The organism is Ancylobacter sp. SL191, assembly GCF_026625645.1.
In the GTDB taxonomy this organism is placed as follows: Bacteria; Pseudomonadota; Alphaproteobacteria; order Rhizobiales; family Xanthobacteraceae; genus Ancylobacter.
Genome location: NZ_CP113056.1, coordinates 1,739,038 through 1,759,729, shown reverse-complemented (window position 1 = coordinate 1,759,729; position 20,692 = coordinate 1,739,038). Strand labels below are relative to the sequence as shown.

Sequence of the window (20,692 nt, the reverse complement as noted above, 5' to 3'; positions counted from 1 at the left end):
GTGAGCGACACGGGGGCGGGTATGGCGGATCGGGTGAGCGAACAGTCGGAACAGTCGGTCGGCGCGTGGGGCTTCGCGCTGCCGGCCCGCTGGCGCCTGCCGCTGCTGGTGCTGTTCCTGCTCGCCTGCTTCCTGCCCGGCTTCTTCGCCCTGCCGGTGGTGGACCGCGACGAGGCGCGCTTCGCCCAGGCCTCCCGCCAGATGCTGGCGAGCGGCGATTATGTCGTGCCACGGCTCGGCGCGGAGACGCGGTTCAAGAAACCCATCGGCATTTACTGGCTGCAAAGCGCGAGCGCGCGGGCGCTGGGGTTCCGCGGCGAGGCGCCGGTCTGGGCGCTGCGCATCCCCTCGCTCATCGGCGCGCTGCTGGCGGCGCTCGGCACCTATGTGATCGGCCGGCGGCTGTTCGGCGAGGAGGCCGGGCTGATCGCGGCGGCGCTGCTCGGCGCCTCGCTCATCCTCAATGGCGAGGCGCGGCTCGCCAAGACCGACGCCATGCAACTCGCCTGCGCGGTCGGCGTGCAGATGGTGCTGGCGCGGGCTTATCTCGCGCGCCGCCCGCTGGGGCTCAGCGAGATCCTGCTGTTCTGGGCGGCGCTGGGCCTTGCCATCCTCATCAAGGGGCCGATCGTGCCGCTGCTGGCCGGGCTCACCGCGTGCGCGCTGGTGATCGCCGACCGGCGGGCCGGCTGGCTCAAGCGCCTGCGCCCCGCACTCGGCCTGCCAGTCATGGCGCTGATGGTGCTGCCCTGGCTGATCGCCATCTATCTCCAGTCGGGCACCGATTTCTTTCATGAGGCGGTGGGCAATGACCTCTTGGGCAAGGTGGCGACGGGCCAAGAATCGCACGGCGCCCCGCCCGGCGCGCATCTTGCGGCCTTCCTCGTCGCCTTCTGGCCCGGCGCGGCGCTGGCGATCCTCGCTCTGCCCTGGGTGTGGCGGGCGCGCGCCGAGCCGACGGTGCGCTTTTGCCTCGCCTGGGGGCTGCCCTTCTGGATCGTGTTCGAGCTGATCGCCACCAAGCTGCCGCACTACACGCTGCCGGCCTATCCGGCCATCGCGCTGCTGACCGGCGCGGCGCTGTGGGCGCGCCGCGATGCCCCCGCCCCGCTCTGGGGACGGCTGCTCACCGCGAGTTCAGCGGCGGGCGGCATGGTCGGCGCGGTGGCGGTGCCGGCGCTGCTCTATGGGCTGGAAGGGCGCATCGACCCGCTGGTGCTGGCGCTGGCGCTCGGGGTGTTCACCATCGGCGCGCTGGCGCTGGTGCGGGCGCTCCGGCAAGGCCCGCTCGCCGCGCTGCCGGTGCTGCTCGGTCAGGCGGCGGCGAGCTATGCGCTGGCCTTCGGGCTGGTGCTGCCGCAGCTCGACAGCGCCTTCATCAGCCCGCGCCTCGCCGCCGCGACCCACCTCGTGCCCTGCGCCGCCCCGCAATTGATGGTGGCAGGCTTTGGCGAGGCGAGCGTGCTGTTTCATCTCGGCGCCACGACGCAGCACGGCAGCGGCGCGCAGGCGGCGGATTTCCTGAAAGATACGCAAGGCTGCCGCGCGGTGTTCGTCGGGGCGAACCAGCAGGCGGCCTTCAAAGCGCGGGCTGCGGCGCTCGGGCTGACGCCGGTGGCGCTGACCACGGTGGAGGGCCTCAACCTCGCCACCACGCGCCGGCTCGCCCTCACCCTTTATGCCCCCGGCACCCCATGAGCGCGCTGATATGAGCCTTCTCGCCGCCGATCTCTCCGCCAACCTGTCCAACGCGCTGGCCAGCGTCGGCCGCATCGACCCGTGGCTGGTGGTCGGCTTCATCGGGCAAGGCCTGTTCACCGCCCGCTTCCTCACCCAATGGATCGCCAGTGAGCGGGCGCGGCGCAGCATCGTGCCGGCGGCGTTCTGGCTGTTCTCGCTGGGCGGCGGGGTAACGCTGCTCGCCTATGCGCTGTACCGGCAGGATCCGGTGTTCATTGTCGGTCAGGCGGCCGGCCTGCTGATCTATGTCCGCAACCTCGTCTTCATCCGGCGCGAACGGCGGCAGCGGGCGGCGGACGCGGCCTGAGCCGGCGCCCTTCGCCGGCTATGTAATACTTTTACCTTTTCTTCATACCAGCTTCACGTTGCCGTGCTTCTTTGAAATGAGTGACGTAGTTTTCTGTTCCCGGGGGCGGGTCAACATGAACAAAGCGGCGCCTAAACGCCTGTGCGACTGGTGCAGGGCGCATCCTATGGTTGCGGGTGCCGTATTTACACTGTTAATTTCTGCTATTTTTTATCTTTTCCCGACAATCGACCGCAACTTTACCTATCTATTCTACACGCCCGGCGAGGGTTTTGCCGCCGCGCGGATGCGCGGGCTGATCGATTTCCGCAACCTCGCCTCCAATCTCTCCGTCGCCCTGCCGGTGATGCTCGGGCTGTGCCTCGCCCTGAAGCTCATCTACCCGGCCAAGCCCTGCCTGGTCTCGCCGCGCTTCTCCTGCTTCTTCATCGGCCTGTTCCTGCTCGGCCCCGGCCTCCTGGTGAACGGTGTGCTGAAGACGCTGTGGGGCCGGCCACGCCCGGTGAACACGGTGGATTTCGGCGGCCCCTACCCGTTTCAGGAAGCGTGGGTGATGGCCGAGCACGCCTTCTATAACCGCTCCTTCAGTTCGGGCGAGGCGGCCACCGTCGCCTGCCTGCTGCCGCTCGCGCTGTTCGTGCCGCGCGAATGGCGCTGGCAGGTGACCGCGCTGGTGGCCGTCTTCGTCGCCGCCACCTCGCTGAATCGCATCGCCTTCGGCGCGCATTACCTCTCGGACGTGACGGTCTCCATCGCGCTGATGCTGACCATCGCCGCCGTGCTGCGCTATCTCATCTTCGTGCGCCACGAGGCGCTGTGGCGCGACGAGGTGCTGGAAGCGCGGCTGACCAGCTTGGGCGAAGCCTGGGCCCGCCAGCGGGCGGCGCATGCGGCGGCGCTCGGTGCCGGTGTCGGCGCGATCCGCCAGAAGGCGGCGCTGCTCGCCAGCGGCACCGCTGCCCGCCTGCGGCAGGCCGGGGCGCGGCTCACCGGCCCGCGGCTTCCCGCCGGCCAGCCCTCGACCGCCGGCTGATCCAGCCGACCCGGCAGGCCGGCGCTCTCTCTACTCGCGGGAAATCGCTCAGGACGCGGCGGACGCCGCCAGCCCGGTCTCGTGCGCCAGCGGCGCCTCGCTCGCCGGCTCGGCCAGCCGCGACGGCGTGAGCCGCACCAGAGCGGCTCCGCTATCCTCGCTCACCGGCGGCAGCACGGTGCGCCGGCGCAGCCAGACCACGCCGAACAGGTCATGCAGCCCGACCAGCGCCCGGCCGAGATTGGTGTATTTCGACCGGCCGGCAAGGCGCGGGCGGTCATTCACCGGCACATAGGCCACCTTGTGGCCATAGCTCAGGAACAGCGCCGGCAGATAGCGGTGCATGGTGGCGAAATAGGGCAGCTCCAGAAAGGCGGCGCGGCGGAACGCCTTGATGCCGCAGCCGGTATCCGGGCACTCATCCTTGAGGAGAGACCCACGCAGCCCATTGGCAAAGCGCGAGGCAAAACGGCGGGAGCCTGCGGCGCGGCGGTTCTGCCGGATGCCGCCGACCAGAGCGGGCGCGCCGCCGTCCAAACTGCCGAGCCGGCGCAGCAAGGCGGGAATATCGGCCGGGTCGTTCTGCCCGTCGCCATCCAGCGTGACGATGACCGGGCAGGCGGCGGCGCGGATGCCGGAGCGCAGCGCCGCGCTCTGGCCGGCGCGGCGGCCATGGCAGAGAATGCGCAGGCGCGGCTCGCCCAACGCGCGCAATTCGGCCAGCGAGGCATCGTCGCTGGCGTCATCAACCACGATGATCTCGCCCAGCAGCGCCGCCGGCACGACCGTGCCCACTTCCGCCACCAGACGGGCTATGTTGCCGGCTTCATTATAGGCCGGAATCACCACCGAAACGCGCATGGCTCACCCTCTGTGCAGGTGAACCATCTGGCGCGCGCTCTGTGAAACCCGTGTGAAACCGGGCGCTTGTCGGCGCCCGCTCGCCGATTCAACGCTGCGCGGTCTGCCAGTTCGGCGCGGTATAGGTCGGCGCGTTGGACGGGGCGAGCAGCGGACGTCCGAGGATGTGGTCGGCCGCCTTCTCCGCCATCATGATGGTCGGCGCGTTGAGATTGGCGTTGGTGATGGAAGGCATGGTGGAGGAATCCACCACGCGCAGCCCCTCGACGCCGATCACTCGCATTTTCGGGTCGACCACCGCCATCGGATCGGACGGCGCGCCCATCTTGGCCGAGCAGGAGGGGTGATAGGCGCTCTCCACATGCGCGCGCAGGAAGGCGTCGATCGCCTCGTCGCTGGTGACATCCGCCCCCGGCTGGATCTCGCGGCCGCGATAGGGCGCGAAGGCCGGCTGGTTGAAGATCTCGCGGGTGAGGCGCACGGCGGCGCGGAACTCGGTGAGATCGTCCGGGTGGGTGAGGTAGTTGAACTGCACGCGCGGCTTGTCGGCGGGATCGGCCGAGCGCAGGCGCACCCAGCCCCGGCTTTTCGAGCGCATCGGCCCGACATGGGCCTGATAGCCATGCTCGCTCGCCATGCCCTGCCCGTCATAGGTCACGGCCAGCGGCAGGAAATGGTACTGGATGTCCGGCGAGGGAATGCCGGCGCGCGAGCGGATGAAGCCGCAGGCCTCGAAATGATTGGTGGCGCCGAGCCCCTTTCTGGTGAGCAGCCATTTTGCGCCGATGAGGCCACGCGCAACGAGGCCCATCTGCGAATAAAGGCTGACCGGCTGGGTGCAGGCCTGCTGGAAATAGATCTCCAGATGGTCCTGAAGATTCTCGCCGACGCCGCGCCGGTGGGCGATGACCTCGAGGCCATGGCTCTTCAGCTCATCCGCGTCGCCGATGCCGGAGAGTTTCAGCATTTGCGGCGAGGCGATGGGGCCAGCGGAGAGGATGACCTCGCGCGCCGCGCGCAGCGTATGCGTCTGACCGCCGCGCGACCACTGCACGCCGACCGCCCGGCGCCCCTCGAACAGGATGCGCTCGACGCGGGCATGGGTTTCGACGCGCAGGTTCGGACGCTTCATAGCCGGCTTCAGATAGGCATTGGCGGCGGACCAGCGAACGCCGTCCTTCACCGTCATGTCCATCCGGCCGAAGCCTTCCTGCTGGTAGCCGTTCACGTCGTCGCTGGCCGGGTAGCCCGCCTGCTGCGCGGCATCGAGAAAGGCCCGGTAGAGCGGGTTCTCCAGTGGTCCGTAGCGGGTGGCGAGCGGGCCGTCGCTGCCGCGATACTCGTCGCCGCCGTCGCGCCGGCCTTCGGCGCGGCGGAAATAGGGGAGCACGTCGGCATAGGACCAGCCGGCCGCGCCCTCGCTCGCCCAGCGGTCAAAATCCGCCGCCGCGCCGCGCATATAGACCAGGCCGTTGATCGAGGAGGAGCCGCCGAGCACCTTGCCGCGCGGGCAGTGCATCCGCCGCCCGCCGAGGCCGGGCTCGGGCTCGCTCTCATACATCCAGTTGTACTTCGCCATGTTCATCGGAATGGACAGGGCGGTCGGCATCTGGATGAAGATCGACCGGTCGGAGCCGCCGAATTCGAGCACGGTGACCCGGTTCGTGCCATCCGCGCTCAGCCGGTCGGCGAGCACGCAGCCGGCCGATCCGGCGCCGATGATGATGTAGTCGGCCATGTCCACGGGCGCGGCCATCAGTAGGGCGCCTCGACGCGGCCGAGATTGACGTAGACGCTCTTCACTTGCGTGTAGTGCTCGATCGCCGCCTTGCCGTTCTCCCGCCCGAGGCCCGACTGCTTGGACCCGCCAAAGGGCAGCTCGATCGGCGTGATGTTGTAGGTATTGATCCAGCAGGTGCCGGCTTCCAGCTGCGCGATGACGCGGTGGGCGCGGGCGAGGTCTTTGGTGAACACACCGGCGGCGAGGCCGAAATCGGTGTCGTTGGCGCGGGCGATCACCTCCGCCTCGTCGGTGAAGGACAGCACCGCCATCACCGGGCCGAAGATTTCCTCGCGCACGATGCCCATGCCGTCGGCGCAGCCGTCGAACACGGTGGGGGCGACGAAGGCGCCCTTGTCGAGCCCGCCCGCGGTAACGCGCGCCCCGCCGGTGAGCAGCTTCGCCCCCTCCGCCTTGCCGCGTTCGATATAGCCGAGCACTTTTTCCATGTGCTCGGGCGAGATCAGCGCGCCGACATGGGTCGCCGGGTCGAGCGGGTCGCCGACCACCATCTTCTCGACGCGGGCGACGAGCTTCTCGAGGAAGGCCGGGCGCACGCTCTCCTCGACGAAGACGCGGGTGCCGTTGGAGCAGACCTCGCCGGCCGAGTAGAAATTCGCCAGCAGCGCGGCGGAGACCGCGTCGTCGAGATCGGCATCGGCGAAGATGATGAGCGGGGATTTTCCGCCGAGTTCCAGCGTCACATATTTCAGCGTGCCGGCGGCATCGACCATCACCTTCTTGCCGGTGCCGACCTCGCCGGTGAGCGAGACCTTGGCGATGGAAGGGTGGCGGGTGAGCAGGCGACCCGTATCGGCGAAGCCCTGCACGACGGAGAACACGCCCTCCGGCACGCCGGCCTCGACATAGATCTCCGCGAGCTTCAGCGCGGTCAGCGGGGTGAGTTCCGCCGGCTTGAAGATCATCGCATTGCCGCAGGCGAGCGCCGGGGCGGATTTCCAGCAGGCGATCTGGATGGGGTAGTTCCACGCGCCGATGCCGGCGCAGATGCCGAGCGGCTCGCGGCGCGTATAGCCGAAAGCCGTGGGGCCGAGATCGACATGCTCGCCCGAGAGCCCGGCGGCGAGGCCGGCGTAATATTCGATGCAGTCGGCGCCCGAGAGCACGTCGACGGCAATGGTTTCCTGGATCGGCTTGCCGGTATCGAGCGTCTCGAGATGGGCGAGCTCGTCATTGCGGGCGCGCAGCAGATCGGCCGCGCGCTTGAGGATGCGCCCGCGCTCGGCCCCGGTCATCGCCGCCCAACGCTTCTGCCCGGTGCGGGCCGCAGTGACGGCGGCCTCCACCTCCGCCTCGCCGGCGATCTCGATCTCGGCCAGCACCTCGCCCGTGGCGGGGTTGCGGGTCTCGAAAGTGGCGCCGCCGGTCGGGTGGTAGCGCCCGGCAATGTGGCTGGCGTGGCGGGGGATGGGTGTCGTCATGGGAGAGGTTCCGGTGGCGGGCGCGGCCGGCGCGGCGGCGGCGATCTGGGCATCGACGAAGGCGCTCGCGACCTGACGGGCGCTCACCGAATCCGTCTCGCCGGCGGCGGAGAGGGAGGAGCGCAGCCACAGGCCGTCGATCACGGCGGCGATGGTGATGGCGAGGCGGTGGACCTCATGCGGGGCGACCAGCGCCCGCAGATCATGGCGCAGATTGGCGAGCATGCGGGCCTGATAGACCCGCTGCACCCGGCGCAGGCGCTCGGAATGCAGCACCTGACCCCAGAAGGCGAGCCAGACGCTCGAGGTGCGCTGGTCAAATTCCTCCGGCGCGAGATTGGCGTCGATCAGCGCCTGAACGCGCGCCCGCGCTGAGCGGGCCTCCCGCAGCCGCAGCGCCGTCGCGCGGTAGAGCCGCAGCGAGAGATGGCGGAGCGTCGCTTCCAGCAGCCCGTCCTTGTCGCCGAAATAATGCGCCACGAGGCCGGGCGACACGCCGGCCCGGCGGGCGATCTGCGCCAGCGTCGAAGCGTTGAAGCCGATCTCGGCCAGCGAATCGATGGTCGCCTCGATGAGCTGGCGGCGGCGCACATCCTCCGGCTCGCGGCGCCGGTCAGCCGTCGGCGCGCCCGCCTCGCCGGCGGCAAGGTCCGCAGCGGCCTCGCGGGCAAGGTCGACAGACGCCGCGCGGGAACGCGCATTCGCTTTCGCCACCGGCACCTCCCTGAGCACGTCCATTTATTGAATGACTGTACAATACATATCTCGCCTGCCGTGGCAAACCCTCCTCATCCCGCAACTGCGAGATCGCAACGCACGCGTCGCAAGACTTCAAATGCGATGACGAATTCCGTCAAAATGCCCGAAAACAGGCAGTTTTCGCAGCGTTTGGGGTAAAAATTGCGCGTGACAAAGTCGCAGGCCAGGTATTGAATAGTCATTCAAAAGAAGCCTTCCAGAGGCCGCGTGCCGGTGCCCGGCGACGTTTTCCATCGCCGGCTCCGTGTGGGTCGCTCGTATCGAGGCACCGTCCGGGCAAGGGCGGCCGCCTTTCCGGCGCATGCGCCGCGACCCCGACTTGTTGAATCCGGTCAGGCGGGCCTTGGCGTCCCGCGGGCCCGGTTCCATGATCCAGGCATAACGCAGGCGAAAACGGGAACAGTAACGATGCGCAGCTTCCACCTTCTGGCCGCCGCCGCCCTCGGCCTCGCGCTCGGCGCGGCGCCGGGCTTCCACGCGGCTCAGGCCGCCGAACCCGCGGCGTGCAAGACCGTGCGGTTCGCCGATGTCGGCTGGACCGACATCACCGCCACCACCGCGCTCGCCTCCGACATTCTGGAAGCGCTCGGCTACACGCCGAAGACACAGGTGCTCTCGGTGCCGGTGACCTACAAGTCGATGCAGACCAAGGACATCGACGTCTTCCTCGGCAACTGGATGCCGACCATGGAAGCCGACCTGAAGCCCTACCGCGACGACAAGAGCGTCGAGGTGATCGGCGTCAATCTCGAGGGCGCCAAATACACCCTCGCCGTGCCGACCTATCTCTATGACGAGGGGCTGAAGTCCTTCGCCGACATCGCCAAGTTCAAGGACAAGCTCGGCGGCAAGATCTATGGCATCGAGCCGGGCAATGACGGCAATCGGCTGATCCTCGACATGATCAAGGACGACAAGTTCGGGCTCAAGGGCTTCGATCTCGTCGAATCCAGCGAGCAGGGCATGCTGGCGCAGGTCGAGCGCGCCTCCAAGCGCAAGGAAGCGGTCGTCTTCCTCGGCTGGGAGCCCCACCCGATGAATTCCAAGTACAAGATGAGCTACCTGTCGGGCGGCGATGACGTGTTCGGCCCGAACTATGGCGGCGCCACCATCTACACCAACACCCGCGCCGGCTATGTTTCCGAGTGCCCGAATGTCGGCACCCTCATCAAGAACCTCAAGTTCTCGCTCGCGACCGAGAATGTGGTGATGGGCTACATCCTGCTCGACGGCATGGACCCCGCCAAGGCGGCGGAGAAGTATCTCAAGGCCAACCCGACCGTGTGGGAGCCCTGGCTCGCCGGCGTGACCACCATCGACGGCAAGCCCGCCGTGCCGGCGGTGAAGAAGAGCCTCGGCCTGTGACGGCTTAGCCGGACCTCTCGCACGACAGGGGCCTGTCGCAACGTCATCCCCGGGCCTGGCCCGGGGATCCACGCCTTGTCCCAGGGCGACATTCCGAAACCGTGCCTCTCGAAAGACGTGGATGGCCGGGCCAAGCCCGGCCATGACGGGGGATGATGCGCCACAGGCTCGTCGGCCTCGATACGGCTCAATCCGCTCATCGCCGCGAGGGAAGCGACCCATGTATGACTGGCTGACCGAGCACAAGATTCCGCTGGGCCTCTGGCTGCGGAATTTCGTGGACTTCCTGACCACCCATGGGCAGGGCTTCTTCGACTTCATCTCGCTGGTGCTGGGAGCGCTGATCGGCGGCTTCACCGCCGCGCTGCTCTTCGTGCCGCCGCTGCTGCTGATCGCGCTGTTCGGGCTGTGCGCCTGGCTGGTGCATCGCTCCATCGGCCTCGTCGTGTTCATCGTCGGCGCGCTGCTGCTGGTCACCAATCTCGGCTACTGGACGGCGACGATGGAGACGCTCTCCCTCGTCATCTGCGCCACCTTCGTCTGCGTCGTGGTCGGCGTGCCGATCGGCATCGCCGCCGCGCACCGGCCCTGGCTCTACACCGCCATCCGCCCGGTGCTGGACCTCATGCAGACCATCCCGACCTTCGTGTACCTGATCCCGACGCTGGTGCTGTTCGGCCTCGGCGCGGTGCCCGGCCTGATCTCGACGGTGATCTTCTCCATTCCCGCGCCGATCCGCCTCACGCATCTGGGCATCTCCTCGGTGCCGCCGGCGCTCTATGAGGCCGGCAAGGCGTTTGGCGCCACCAAGACGCAGCTCCTGTTCAAGGTGGAGCTGCCCTATGCGCTGCCGACCATCATGGCCGGCATCACCCAGTGCATCATGCTCAGCCTCTCCATGGTGGTGATCGCGGCGCTGGTCGGCGCGGACGGGCTCGGCAAGCCGGTGGTGCGGGCGCTGAACTCGGTGAACATCGCCATGGGCTTCGAGGCGGGGCTCGCCATCGTCGTGCTCGCCATCGTGCTCGACCGCGTGTGCAAGCGGCCCGAACGCCGCTCCCGGAAAGGGTGACCCATGGCTGCCGTTGAATTCCGCAACATCGACATCGTCTTCGGCGCCGAGCAGAAGCGCGCGCTGGGTCTCATCGACGAGGGCCGCACCCGCGAGGAAATCCTCAACCTCACCGGGGCCGTGCTGGGCGCGGCCGGCGTCAGCCTCTCCATCGAGCGCGGCGAGATCTGCGTGCTGATGGGGCTCTCGGGCTCGGGCAAGTCCACCATCCTGCGCGCCATCAACCGCCTTAACGAGGTGGCGCGCGGCGCGGTGATGGTCGAGCACAAGGGGGCGATGATCGACGTCGCCCGCTGCGACGAGGACACGCTGCGCGACATCCGCATGAACACCGTCTCCATGGTGTTCCAGCAATTCGGCCTGCTACCCTGGCGCACGGTGCGCGACAATGTGGGCTTTGGGCTGGAACTGCGCGGTACGCCCCCGGCCGAGCGCCGGCGCATCGTCGATGAAAAGCTCGCCATGGTCGGCCTCACCAACTGGGCAGAGAAATACACCAACGAACTTTCCGGCGGCATGCAGCAGCGCGTCGGCCTCGCCCGCGCCTTCGCCACCGATGCCGATATCCTGCTGATGGACGAGCCTTTCTCGGCGCTCGACCCGCTGATCCGCGACAAGCTGCAGGACGAGCTGCTCGACTTGCAGCGGCGCATCCAGAAGACCATCGTCTTCGTCAGCCACGATCTCGACGAGGCGCTGAAGCTCGGCAACAAGATCGCCATCATGGAAGGCGGACGCATCGTGCAAGCGGGCACGGCGGAAGACATCCTGCTGCGCCCGGCCAACGCCTATGTCGCGGAATTCGTGAAGCACATGAACCCACTCAACGTGCTGCGCGGCACGGCGGTGATGCGCCCGGCGGCCAGCCTGCCGCGCGAGGGCGATTCCGTGGTGCTCGACAAGGGCGGCCATGTGCGGCTGCGGGTGGATGGCGAGGGTCGGCCGCTTTCGCTCGATGTGGATGGCCGCGCCGGCCTGCTCGCTACCGCCGATGGCGAGGCCGGCGTGATCGACGACAAGCTGGCGCATGACGCCGACTGCATCGTCGCCCCGGTCGATCTCAAGCTGAAGGCGGCGATCGAGCTCAAGCGCCACACCGAGCTGCCGATCCTGCTGGTCGACAATCTCGGCCGCCTCGCCGGCCTGTGCGACGATGACGAGATCTATCGCGGCCTGCTCAGAAGGCTGGACGGGTAGCACCGCCCCCCGCTGCGCGTCTTCCCGGAACGGCCAAAGGCCGTATCCGGGATCGTTTGCCCGCTCAGAGACGGGGGGACGATCCCGGCTCTGCGCGTCGCGTCGGCCGGGATGACGGGGGGAGGCGTGGCGTCACGCCGCCGCGAGACCCACGGCTTCCACGACGTCGTTCACCACCGCCTCGACAAGATCGCGGTCGTCGCCCTCGCCCATGACGCGGATCACCGGCTCGGTGCCCGACGGGCGGATGAGCAGGCGGCCATGGCTGTTGAGCTTCTCTTCGGCGGCGGCGATGGCCTTGATGACGCTGTCATCCTCCAGCGGCCGGCCCTTCTTGTAGCGGACATTCTTCAGGATCTGCGGCAGCGGGTCGAAGCGGTGGCAGACCTCCGACACCGGACGCTGCCGGCGCACCACCATGGCCAGCACCTGAAGCGCCGCTACGAGGCCGTCGCCCGTGGTCGAATAATCCGACAGGATGATGTGGCCGGACTGCTCGCCGCCGACATTGAAGCCGTTGGCGCGCATGTGCTCCAGCACATAGCGGTCGCCCACCGGGGTGCGGGCCAGCGTCAGGCCGAGCCCGGCGAGGTGCCGCTCAAGGCCGAGATTGGACATCACGGTCGCCACGATGCCGTCGCGCGACAGGCGGCCATCTTCCTTGAAGCTCTCGGCGACCACCGCCATGAGCTGGTCGCCATCCACCAGATGGCCCTTCTCGTCGACGATCAGCACCCGGTCGGCGTCGCCATCGAGCGCGATGCCGATATCGGCGCGAACCTCGCGTACCTTGGCGGCGAGCGCCTCGGGTGCGGTGGAGCCGACCTCGCGATTGATGTTGAAGCCATCCGGCTTGTCGCCAATGGCGATCACCTCGCAGCCGAGCTCCCACAGCGCCTCCGGCGCCACGCGATAGGCCGCGCCATGGGCGCAATCGACGACGACGCGCATGCCCTCGAAGGACTGGTTGCGCGGCAAGGTGCGCTTGGCGAATTCGATATAGCGGGCATGCACGCCCTCGAGCCGCTTCGCCCGGCCCATGGCGGCAGGTTGGGCGAGCCGCGCCGACATATCGCCGGTGATCAGCTCCTCGATCTGGCTCTCGATGGCATCGGAGAGCTTGTAGCCATCCGGCCCGAACAGTTTGATGCCGTTATCATCGAACGGGTTGTGCGAGGCGGAGATCATCACGCCGAGATCGGCGCGCATGGAATGGGTGAGCATGGCCACCGCCGGCGTCGGCATCGGGCCGAGCAGCAGCACATCCATGCCGACCGAGGTGAAGCCGGCGACCAGCGCGTTCTCGATCATGTAGCCCGAGAGCCGCGTGTCCTTGCCGATGACCACGCGATGGCGGTGATCGCCACGATGGAAGATGAGTCCGGCGGCCATGCCGACGCGCAACGCCAGCTCCGGGGTGATGATGCCGTTGGCGCGGCCGCGAATGCCGTCCGTGCCGAAGAATTTACGCGCCATGGTCTGCCTCGTGCGGCCGCCGCCCTCTGGGGCGCCTACGGCCGATGATCCGCGAGCGGGCCGGTGACCGGCCTTCGCTCAGCCTTCCTCTAGCACCGAGGATAGCGCAACGGGTTTCACAAAGTGTGAGCGTATCTTTCGCAACTCAGCCGTGCTCGACCGCGGCGGCAGCCGCCGCCACCTCGCGCTCGGCCGCCTGCCCGCGGCGCACGCCGTTGAAGAAGGCATTGAGCAGCACCGCCACCAGCGCCGCCAGCAGGATGCCGGATTCCAGCAGCGGGTGCAGGGCGTGCGGCAGGTTCTTGAAGAAGTTCGGCGCCACCAGCGGGATCATGCCGAAGCCGACGGAAAGGGCGACGACGTAGAGATTGAAGCGGTTGGTGCGGAAATCGACCTGCGCGAGGATACGCGTGCCGGTCGCCGCGACCATGCCGAACATCACCAGCCCGGCCCCGCCGAGCACGACCACCGGCACTGCCTCGACGATGGCCGCCATCTTCGGCATCAGCCCGAGCGCCAGCATGATGAGCCCGCCGGTCGCCGTGACATAGCGCGAGCGCACGCCGGTGACCCCGACCAGCCCGACATTCTGCGAGAAGGAGGTGTAGGGGAAGGTGTTGAAGATGCCGCCGATCAGCGTGCCCGCGCCATCGGCCCTCAGCCCGGCGGTGAGCGCGGCGCGGTCGACCGGCCGGCCGGTCATCTCCGACAGAGCCAGAAACATGCCGAGCGACTCGATCATCACCACGATCATGACCAGGCACATGGTCAGCACCGGCACGAGGTGGAAGCTCGGCGCGCCGAAATGGAACGGCAGCACCAGCCCGAACCAGGGCGCCTCCACCACCTTCTCAAAGTGCATCACCCCGAGAACCGTGGCGAGCACGCAGCCGGCGACGATGCCGAGCAGCACCGCGACATTGGCGACGAAGCCCCGGCCCCATTTCGTTAAAGCGAGAATGGCCAGCAGCACGAAGAGCGCGAGGCCGAGCCCCTGCACCTGCCCGTAATTCGGGTTGGGAAAAGCGCCGGGCACACCATCGACCACCTTGGTGAGCATCGGCAGGCCGCCGCCAGCCCAGTTGATGCCGACCCGCATCAGCGAGATGCCGATGACGAGGATGATGGTGCCGGTGACGACGGGCGGAAACAGCGGCAGCAGGCGTGAGATGAAGGGCGCCACCACCATGCCGAAAGCGCCGGCGGCGATGACCGCGCCGTAAATGCCGAGCAGGCCGATATCGGGAGAGGCCGCCATGGAGAGCATCGGCCCGACGGCGGCGAAGGTGACGCCCATCATCACCGGCAGGCGAATGCCGAGGCCGGGCGCGCCGAGGCTCTGGATCAGCGTGGCGATGCCGCAGGCGAAGAGATCAGCGCTGATGAGGAAGGCGACGTCTTCCGGCGGCAGCTTGAGCGCGCGGCCGATGATGAGCGGCACGGCGACCGCGCCGGCATACATCACCAGCACATGCTGGAGGCCGAGCGTGGCGAGGCGCGGCCAGGGCAGCCTCTCATCGACCGGGTGCGTCGCCTGCGTCATGTCGTGACCTCCGCTCGGATCCACCGGCGCGGCGGCGCCCGGTGACGTAGCGAAGATCATTCAATCCGCGTGCCAATAGCGCGCCCGGACAGAGCGGTGGTGACAGGCCTCGTCCCCCGACGGGCGAAGATGCCCGCCGGACCATGGCGCCAGACCCGTCAGGCGCGCAGGGACGCGCCCATGTCACGGAAATGACGGCGGATGCTGCGCTCGCGCCGCAGGCGGAAGAAGCCCAGCGGGCTCTCGCGCCAGCCCGCCGGGCGCAGCATCAGGCCGAGATCGCCCCGCGGCTGCGGCGACATGCTGAGAATGCCGAGGCCGTGGCTGTGCTTGAACTCGAAATGCGGGTAGTCGCGGGCGAGCTCGGCGAAGAGCCGGTGCACACCGAAGCCGCGACCATATTCCGCCGTGTCATGGAACAGCACGACGCCATCAGCGGCCATTTTCGGGCGCCACGTCTCGAAGTCATGGCGCACCGCCTCATAGGTGTGCAGCCCGTCAATATGCAGCAGGTCGATCGAACCGTCTTTGAAGCGGGGCAGCGCGTCGTCGAAGGTCATGCGCAGCAGCGAGGAGAAAGAGCCGAATTGCTGTTTGTTGATGGCGTCGACCTTCTCGAACACCTCGTCATTGTAAGCGCCGGCGTGCTCGTCGCCCCGCCAAGTATCAACCGCGAAGGCCTGCCCATTCATCCCGATCTGTCGCATGGCAAGACAGAAGGCAAAATAGGAATTACCCGCATGCGTCCCCAGCTCGACCAGTAGACGGGGCCGGACTTGTGCAACAATCCACCACGCGAAAGGTATATGCTGCAGCCAAGCCGGCGTTTCTACATGAAGATTGACCGGCTTCATGCGTAAAACGGGACTATTCATCCCCATGCGGTCGAGAGCCAGAGGAGGAACGAGTGCCGAAAGCAGGTGACCGCTGTCCGGGGAGGAGACGCTTACTTTAGACATACTCGAAATTCCGGTCGAAGGTGGTATCTACATAAAGCAAATGCCACCGTGCAACAACAGGAATCCGGAGTCTATCCGGGCGACGCCTGGCGCCGACGCAGAGGAATACATCACGAAATTTTCGGCCATGAAATGCCATAGACGGGGGCGTGGTCGGGGGGATGCCGCCCCTCAGACGCGACCGGATGTGACGGGCCGGGCCGCCAACGAAAAAGCCCCGGCACGAGGCCGGGGCTTGGAGATCGACGGGAAGAGCAGCGCTCAGGCTCACGCCTGCGGCTGCGGCTCCATGCCCGCGTCGGGGCGCGGCGGGCGGTTCTTGCCGGCGGTGGGCACGACCGAGGCGCGGGTATTGGCCGGCTCGATCGTGGTGTCACGCACCGGCGCATTGCCGTCCAGCAAGCCGATGATCTCGTCACCGGAGAGCGTCTCGTATTCCAGGAGGCCACGGGCCAGCATCTCGAGCTGGTCCTTGTTCTCGGTCAGGATACGGGTCGCCTCGGCATAGCCCTCGTCGACCAGGCGGCGCACTTCGCTGTCGATGGTCTGCGCCGTCGCCTCGGAAACGTTCTGCTGGCGCTGCATCGACATGCCGAGGAACACCTCGTCATTGTTCTCGCCATAGGCGACCTGGCCGAGCTTGTCCGAGAAGCCCCAGCGCGTGACCATCATGCGGGCGAGGCGGGTGGCCTGCTCGATGTCGGACGCGGCACCCGAGGTGACCTTGTCGTGGCCGAAGATCAGCTCTTCCGCCACGCGCCCGCCCATCATGATGGCGAGGCGCGAGGTCATCTGCTCATAGCTCATGGAGAGCTTGTCGCGCTCCGGCAGCTGCATGACCATGCCGAGGGCGCGGCCGCGCGGGATGATGGTCGCCTTGTGGACCGGATCGGTCGCCGGCACCTTGAGCGCGACGATGGCATGGCCACCCTCGTGATAGGCGGTCAACGCCTTCTCGTCCTCGGTCATGACGAGCGAGCGGCGTTCCGCGCCCATCATCACCTTGTCCTTGGCGTCCTCGAAGTCGCTCATCGTGACCATGCGCTTGTTGCGGCGCGCGGCCATCAGGGCGGCTTCGTTGCAGAGATTGGCGAGGTCCGCGCCGGAGAAGCCGGGCGTGCCGCGGGCGATGACCTTGAGGTTCACGTCCGGCGCGACCGGGATCTTGCGGGCATGCACCTTCAGGATCTGCTCGCGGCCGACCACGTCCGGGTTCGGCACGATGACCTGACGGTCGAAGCGGCCGGGACGCAGCAGCGCCGGGTCGAGCACGTCCGGGCGGTTGGTCGCGGCGATGAGGATGATGCCCTCATTGGCCTCGAAGCCGTCCATCTCGACGAGGAGCTGGTTCAGCGTCTGCTCGCGCTCATCATTGCCGCCGCCGAGGCCGGCGCCGCGATGACGGCCGACCGCGTCGATTTCGTCGATGAAGATGATGCAGGGCGCGTTCTTCTTCGCCTGCTCGAACATGTCGCGCACGCGGCTGGCGCCGACGCCGACGAACATTTCGACGAAGTCGGAACCGGAGATGGTGAAGAACGGCACATTGGCTTCGCCGGCGATGGCGCGGGCCAGCAGCGTCTTACCCGTGCCGGGCGGGCCGACCAGCAGCACGCCGCGCGGGATACGCCCGCCGAGACGCTGGAACTTCTGCGGGTCGCGCAGGAAGTCGACGATCTCGGTGAGGTCGCTCTTGGCCTCGTCGATGCCGGCGACGTCCTCGAAGGTCACGCGCCCATGCGCTTCCGTCAGCAGCTTGGCCCGGCTCTTGCCGAAGCCCATGGCCTTGCCGCCCGCGCCCTGCATCTGGCGCGAGAGGAAGATCCACACGCCAATCAGCGCGATGAAGGGCAGCCAGGAGATCAGCAGGCTGACGAACCACGGCACGCTGTCCTGCAGCGGCTTGGCGGTGATCGACACGCCCTTGCCGTAGAGGCGCTGGATCAGCGAGGGATCGTTGGGCGAATAGGTCTGGAAGGTGCGCCCGTCAGTGAAGGCGCCGGAAATCTCCGGGCCCTGGATCACCACGTCGCGCACGCGGCCCTGATCGACCTCGTTCAGCAGCTGCGAAAAGCTGATGTCGTTCGCCGCCTGGCGCTGCGCCGGATTCTGGAACAGCGAGAAAAGCGCCAGAAGGAGCAGAACGATGATCACCCAGAGGGCAAAATTCCGTATATTGGCGTTCATCACGTTCCTTTCGGCGTCGGGTGCGACCCGGCGCGCGGGTTCCGCCGGCGCTGGCGGACCTCCCTTATCTCAGGGTAATTTAGGTTCCGCATTGATCCTTGCCAAGATGGGCCGGGGCTTGCGGGCCACCGCACCCGCGCAATTCCGCGTTAAAAGTGAATCGGCGGGCTCCGGCGGGCCGGCGCACGCGTGATGGATACGCGCCTCAGCGAGACGCGGACCAATGCGCCGGCGAGCGTACGGGCCCCCCGCGCGCCCTCCGGCAGAGCGAGCAGCCACGCCAGCAGCGCCTCGAGCTTCGCCAGTTCCAGCACACCCTCCCCGCGCGCCGCGATGGCGCGGGCGAGCAGGCGCAGGGCGATCTCCTCCGGCAGGGCACACAGGCCGGCGCGGTCGAGCGTGGCGCCCTCCCCTGCGACACCGAGGCGCGCCGCGGCAGCGTCGGTTGCCGCCTCCAGCGCGGCATCCGCCCGGCGCAGGCGCGCGGCGAGACGGTCGAGACGGGCGGCGTCCAGCCCCTCGGCGGCCAGCGCCGGCATCAGCGCCCGCAGCCGCGCGCGGGCAAAGCGCGGATTATGGTTGGATGGATCCTCGACGAAGGGCAGTCCGGCCTGCCGGCACAGCGCCACGAGCGCCGCCTTCGGACAGCCGAGCAGCGGGCGCAGCAGCACGAGGTCGTCCAGCGCGCGCGCGCCCGCCATTCCGGCCAGGCCCGTGAGCCCGGAACCCCGCATCAGCCGGAACAGCACGGTCTCGGCCTGGTCGTCCAGCGTGTGCGCGGTGGCGATGGCGCTGGCGCCGATGTCGCGGGCATGGGCGGCAAGGCGCTCATAGCGCGCATGCCGCGCCGCCTCCTGCAGCCGCGCGCCCGGCAGGGGCGACGGGAGATCGAGCACCGCGTGGGTGAGGCCAAGCCCGACGGCGAGGCGGCCGACCTCGCGGGCCTCATCCGCCGATTCGGGCCGTAGCCCGTGATCGACCGTGGCGACGGAGAGCCGCGTCGGCGCGCCGCTCTCCAGCCGCCAGCGGGCAGCGAGCCACATCAGCGCGGTGGAATCCGGCCCGCCGGAAACCGCGAGCAGCACGTGGGGATGGGCGGCAAAGCCGGCGCAGAGGGTGCCGGCATCGAGACCGGCGGGATCAAAGGCGGTGCCGGCCTCAGCAGCCGACACGCTTCTGCTCCTGCGCCACACCCTGCTTGATGGTGGTGGAGGCGCGCGGATATTTGTTGCCGACGGCGTTCAAGGTGGCGCAGGCGGCGTCCTTCTCGCCGATGGCGGCGAGGGACTGGCCGAGGCGCAGCAGAGCGTCCGGCGCCTTCACCGCGTTCGGGTAATCGGTCGAGACCTTCAGGAAATTCTGCGCCGCTTCCTTGTAGGTCTTGCGCTGATACTGCGTCTCGCCAAGCCAGTAATAGGCGTCGGGCGCGGCGCGGTCATTCGGGTAGAGCTTGAGGAACTGCTCGAAGGTCTGGCTGGACTGGGCATAGTCCTGGCGCAGCATGTAGCCATAGGCGAGGTCGAACAGATCCTTCGGGCTGCTGGTCGAGGGCGGCGTCGCCCCGACCGGCGCACCGCCGGCCGCCACCTGGCCCGAGAGCTGGCCGAGATCCATTGGCGTGCCGGCCGCGCCGGGAACAGCGCCGGACGGCGCGGTCGTGCCGAGCGGGCGCGGCGCACCGGGGGCGCCGGCCTGGGCATTGGGATCAAACACATCGGTGCGCCGACCGGTCGAGGGATCGGCGGCGGGCGCGCGCGGGACGGCGGCCCCGGCGGCCGGCGGCGGGGCGCCGCCCGGGCTGCGGAAGTCGATCTCGCTCTGCAGCGCCTTGATCTGCTGTTCGAGCTGCTGGTTACGGTACTGCAGCTCCTCGATCTGGCCGGTCAGCGTGCGCAGCTGGTTCTCGATGCGGTCGACGCGCGTGGACACAGTGCCCGGATCGTCCGCCGGCATGGCGTCAGGCTGCGGCTGGGTACCCTGGCGCACCTGGCCCGGCGGCTTGAACAGGTTGCCGAAGAAATTGTTGTCGGCCTGGGCATGGGCGTCGCGCAGCGCGAGCGGCCCGATCAGGGCCGCGGCAAGGGCGAACAGGGCGAGGCAACGCGGAAGGCGGACCATCATGGCGAAAACGACGACTCGGGTGACAGGCGGGGGATGCGCCCGCCGGTACGGCCGGGCACGGCGCTAGATACGGGGCGGATCGCGTCCAAAGTGTGACTCCGAGCCTGCCCGATGCCGGGTTCGGCGGCAAGATCAGCGCGAAATCCCGCGCGCGGACCGGCGGATCGCGGCGCTCGCCCTGCAAAAGCACGAAGGCCCGGCTGTTGCCAGCCGGGCCTCGTTGTCGTCAATCGAGGGTCGGTCAGGTACCGGCGCCGTTGAGAACGGTGACGGCGCGCCGGTTCTGCGACCAGCAGGAGATGTCGTTGCAGACCGCGACCGGGCGCTCCTTGCCGTAGGAGATGGTGCGCATCCGGCTGGCAGCGACGCCGCGGCCGATCAGATAGTTGCGCACGCTCTCGGCGCGGCGGGCGCCCAGGGCAATGTTGTACTCGCGGGTGCCGCGCTCGTCGGCATGGCCCTCGATGGTGAAGGTGTACTTGGCGTAGTGGTTGAGCCACTGCGCCTGCTTGTCGAGGGTGGCCTGTGCCTGCGGGGTCAGGTCGGTCTGGTCACTCTCGAAGAAGACGCGGTCGCCGACGGAGACGATGAACTCCTGCGGGCTGCCGGGAGGCGCCGAACCCAGCGCCTGGCCGGCGCCGTCCATGGGATTCTTGGCGCAGGCGGCGGCAAGCATCGCCATGCCGAAAATAAGGGCGATGCGCGCTCCGCCCAGCTTGCGCAACATACCGATCATAACCGCGGACTCCTGAATATCCCGTGCCGGGCGCTGCCCGACCTATTCGCTGGCGTTAATGAATGGGTCCGTCATGCTTTACGGAACCTTGACGGAATGCACCGAATTGCCGCC

Annotated in this window: 16 protein-coding genes; 6 read left to right on the top strand and 10 right to left on the bottom strand. The window is 68.2% G+C overall.

Features of this window, described 5'->3' with window-relative positions:
• The 3 genes from OU996_RS07955 to OU996_RS07945 all read left to right on the top strand — a co-directional run bounded on the left by OU996_RS07955 (position 1) and on the right by OU996_RS07945 (position 3,080).
• The gene (locus OU996_RS07955) at positions 1–1,698 is read left to right on the top strand and encodes an ArnT family glycosyltransferase (RefSeq protein WP_267585067.1); all 1,698 of its coding nucleotides are present in this window, start codon (positions 1–3) and stop codon (positions 1,696–1,698) included.
• 10 nt (positions 1,699–1,708) lie between these two features.
• The gene (locus OU996_RS07950) at positions 1,709–2,047 is read left to right on the top strand and encodes a lipid-A-disaccharide synthase N-terminal domain-containing protein (protein ID WP_267585066.1); all 339 of its coding nucleotides are present in this window, start codon (positions 1,709–1,711) and stop codon (positions 2,045–2,047) included.
• A gap of 166 nt (positions 2,048–2,213) precedes the next feature.
• Positions 2,214–3,080: a phosphatase PAP2 family protein gene (locus OU996_RS07945; RefSeq protein WP_267585065.1), complete on the top strand. Its 867-nt coding sequence runs from the start codon at positions 2,214–2,216 to the stop codon at positions 3,078–3,080.
• 48 nt (positions 3,081–3,128) lie between these two features.
• Here the strand turns inward: OU996_RS07945 and OU996_RS07940 are convergent, their stop codons facing one another.
• The 3 genes from OU996_RS07940 to betB form a co-directional block, all read right to left on the bottom strand.
• Positions 3,129–3,941 (bottom strand): glycosyltransferase family 2 protein, encoded by an 813-nt coding sequence (locus tag OU996_RS07940; RefSeq protein WP_267585064.1) that lies wholly within the window; start codon positions 3,939–3,941, stop codon positions 3,129–3,131.
• 88 nt (positions 3,942–4,029) lie between these two features.
• Positions 4,030–5,697: a choline dehydrogenase gene (gene betA / locus OU996_RS07935; RefSeq protein ID WP_267585063.1), complete on the bottom strand. Its 1,668-nt coding sequence runs from the start codon at positions 5,695–5,697 to the stop codon at positions 4,030–4,032.
• Complete coding sequence (gene betB / locus OU996_RS07930) at positions 5,697–7,877, bottom strand: betaine-aldehyde dehydrogenase (RefSeq protein WP_420712718.1); 2,181 nt, start codon at positions 7,875–7,877, stop codon at positions 5,697–5,699. Before betB ends, betA begins: the two co-directional genes overlap by 1 nt.
• A gap of 453 nt (positions 7,878–8,330) precedes the next feature.
• Between betB and OU996_RS07925 the strand changes: the two genes are divergently transcribed.
• The 3 genes from OU996_RS07925 (at position 8,331) to choV (ending at position 11,556) form a co-directional block, all read left to right on the top strand.
• Positions 8,331–9,287: a choline ABC transporter substrate-binding protein gene (locus tag OU996_RS07925; protein ID WP_267585062.1), complete on the top strand. Its 957-nt coding sequence runs from the start codon at positions 8,331–8,333 to the stop codon at positions 9,285–9,287.
• Positions 9,288–9,507: 220 nt separating this feature from the next.
• Entirely contained in the window at positions 9,508–10,359 is an 852-nt protein-coding gene (choW, locus tag OU996_RS07920; RefSeq protein ID WP_267585061.1) for a choline ABC transporter permease subunit, read from the top strand.
• A 3-nt stretch (positions 10,360–10,362) separates the two neighbouring features.
• Positions 10,363–11,556, top strand: coding sequence for a choline ABC transporter ATP-binding protein (gene choV, locus OU996_RS07915; protein WP_267585060.1), 1,194 nt, complete (start codon positions 10,363–10,365; stop codon positions 11,554–11,556).
• Positions 11,557–11,688: 132 nt separating this feature from the next.
• On the opposite strand, the gene glmM is transcribed toward choV, so the two are convergent.
• The 7 genes from glmM to pal all read right to left on the bottom strand — a co-directional run bounded on the left by glmM (position 11,689) and on the right by pal (position 20,569).
• Positions 11,689–13,032 (bottom strand): phosphoglucosamine mutase, encoded by a 1,344-nt coding sequence (gene glmM, locus OU996_RS07910; protein WP_267585059.1) that lies wholly within the window; start codon positions 13,030–13,032, stop codon positions 11,689–11,691.
• A gap of 145 nt (positions 13,033–13,177) precedes the next feature.
• Complete coding sequence (locus tag OU996_RS07905; protein WP_267585058.1) at positions 13,178–14,575, bottom strand: nucleobase:cation symporter-2 family protein; 1,398 nt, start codon at positions 14,573–14,575, stop codon at positions 13,178–13,180.
• Positions 14,576–14,733: 158 nt separating this feature from the next.
• Complete coding sequence (locus OU996_RS07900; RefSeq protein ID WP_267585057.1) at positions 14,734–15,429, bottom strand: class I SAM-dependent methyltransferase; 696 nt, start codon at positions 15,427–15,429, stop codon at positions 14,734–14,736.
• A 372-nt stretch (positions 15,430–15,801) separates the two neighbouring features.
• Positions 15,802–17,721, bottom strand: a complete 1,920-nt coding sequence (gene ftsH / locus OU996_RS07895; RefSeq protein WP_267585056.1) for an ATP-dependent zinc metalloprotease FtsH — start codon at positions 17,719–17,721, stop codon at positions 15,802–15,804.
• Between the two features lie 149 nt (positions 17,722–17,870).
• Positions 17,871–18,893: a tRNA lysidine(34) synthetase TilS gene (tilS, locus tag OU996_RS07890; protein ID WP_267585055.1), complete on the bottom strand. Its 1,023-nt coding sequence runs from the start codon at positions 18,891–18,893 to the stop codon at positions 17,871–17,873.
• Complete coding sequence (gene ybgF / locus OU996_RS07885; RefSeq protein WP_267585054.1) at positions 18,880–19,842, bottom strand: tol-pal system protein YbgF; 963 nt, start codon at positions 19,840–19,842, stop codon at positions 18,880–18,882. The genes tilS and ybgF overlap by 14 nt, the downstream gene beginning before the upstream one ends.
• Positions 19,843–20,083: 241 nt before the next feature.
• Positions 20,084–20,569: a peptidoglycan-associated lipoprotein Pal gene (gene pal / locus OU996_RS07880; RefSeq protein ID WP_420712752.1), complete on the bottom strand. Its 486-nt coding sequence runs from the start codon at positions 20,567–20,569 to the stop codon at positions 20,084–20,086.
• Positions 20,570–20,692: the final 123 nt, after the last annotated feature.

What these genes read in the sequence shown, in the direction of transcription:
- pal (WP_420712752.1), bottom strand. Translation starts at nt 20,569, where the DNA reads ATGTTGCGCAAGCTGGGCGGAGCGCGCATCGCCCTTATTTTCGGCATG.
- OU996_RS07905 (WP_267585058.1), bottom strand. Translation starts at nt 14,575, where the DNA reads ATGACGCAGGCGACGCACCCGGTCGATGAGAGGCTGCCCTGGCCGCGC.
- OU996_RS07950 (WP_267585066.1), top strand. Translation starts at nt 1,709, where the DNA reads ATGAGCCTTCTCGCCGCCGATCTCTCCGCCAACCTGTCCAACGCGCTG.
- ftsH (WP_267585056.1), bottom strand. Translation starts at nt 17,721, where the DNA reads ATGAACGCCAATATACGGAATTTTGCCCTCTGGGTGATCATCGTTCTG.
- choW (WP_267585061.1), top strand. Translation starts at nt 9,508, where the DNA reads ATGTATGACTGGCTGACCGAGCACAAGATTCCGCTGGGCCTCTGGCTG.
- OU996_RS07925 (WP_267585062.1), top strand. Translation starts at nt 8,331, where the DNA reads ATGCGCAGCTTCCACCTTCTGGCCGCCGCCGCCCTCGGCCTCGCGCTC.
- OU996_RS07945 (WP_267585065.1), top strand. Translation starts at nt 2,214, where the DNA reads ATGGTTGCGGGTGCCGTATTTACACTGTTAATTTCTGCTATTTTTTAT.
- choV (WP_267585060.1), top strand. Translation starts at nt 10,363, where the DNA reads ATGGCTGCCGTTGAATTCCGCAACATCGACATCGTCTTCGGCGCCGAG.
- OU996_RS07940 (WP_267585064.1), bottom strand. Translation starts at nt 3,941, where the DNA reads ATGCGCGTTTCGGTGGTGATTCCGGCCTATAATGAAGCCGGCAACATA.
- ybgF (WP_267585054.1), bottom strand. Translation starts at nt 19,842, where the DNA reads ATGATGGTCCGCCTTCCGCGTTGCCTCGCCCTGTTCGCCCTTGCCGCG.
- glmM (WP_267585059.1), bottom strand. Translation starts at nt 13,032, where the DNA reads ATGGCGCGTAAATTCTTCGGCACGGACGGCATTCGCGGCCGCGCCAAC.
- OU996_RS07900 (WP_267585057.1), bottom strand. Translation starts at nt 15,429, where the DNA reads ATGAAGCCGGTCAATCTTCATGTAGAAACGCCGGCTTGGCTGCAGCAT.
- betA (WP_267585063.1), bottom strand. Translation starts at nt 5,697, where the DNA reads ATGGCCGCGCCCGTGGACATGGCCGACTACATCATCATCGGCGCCGGA.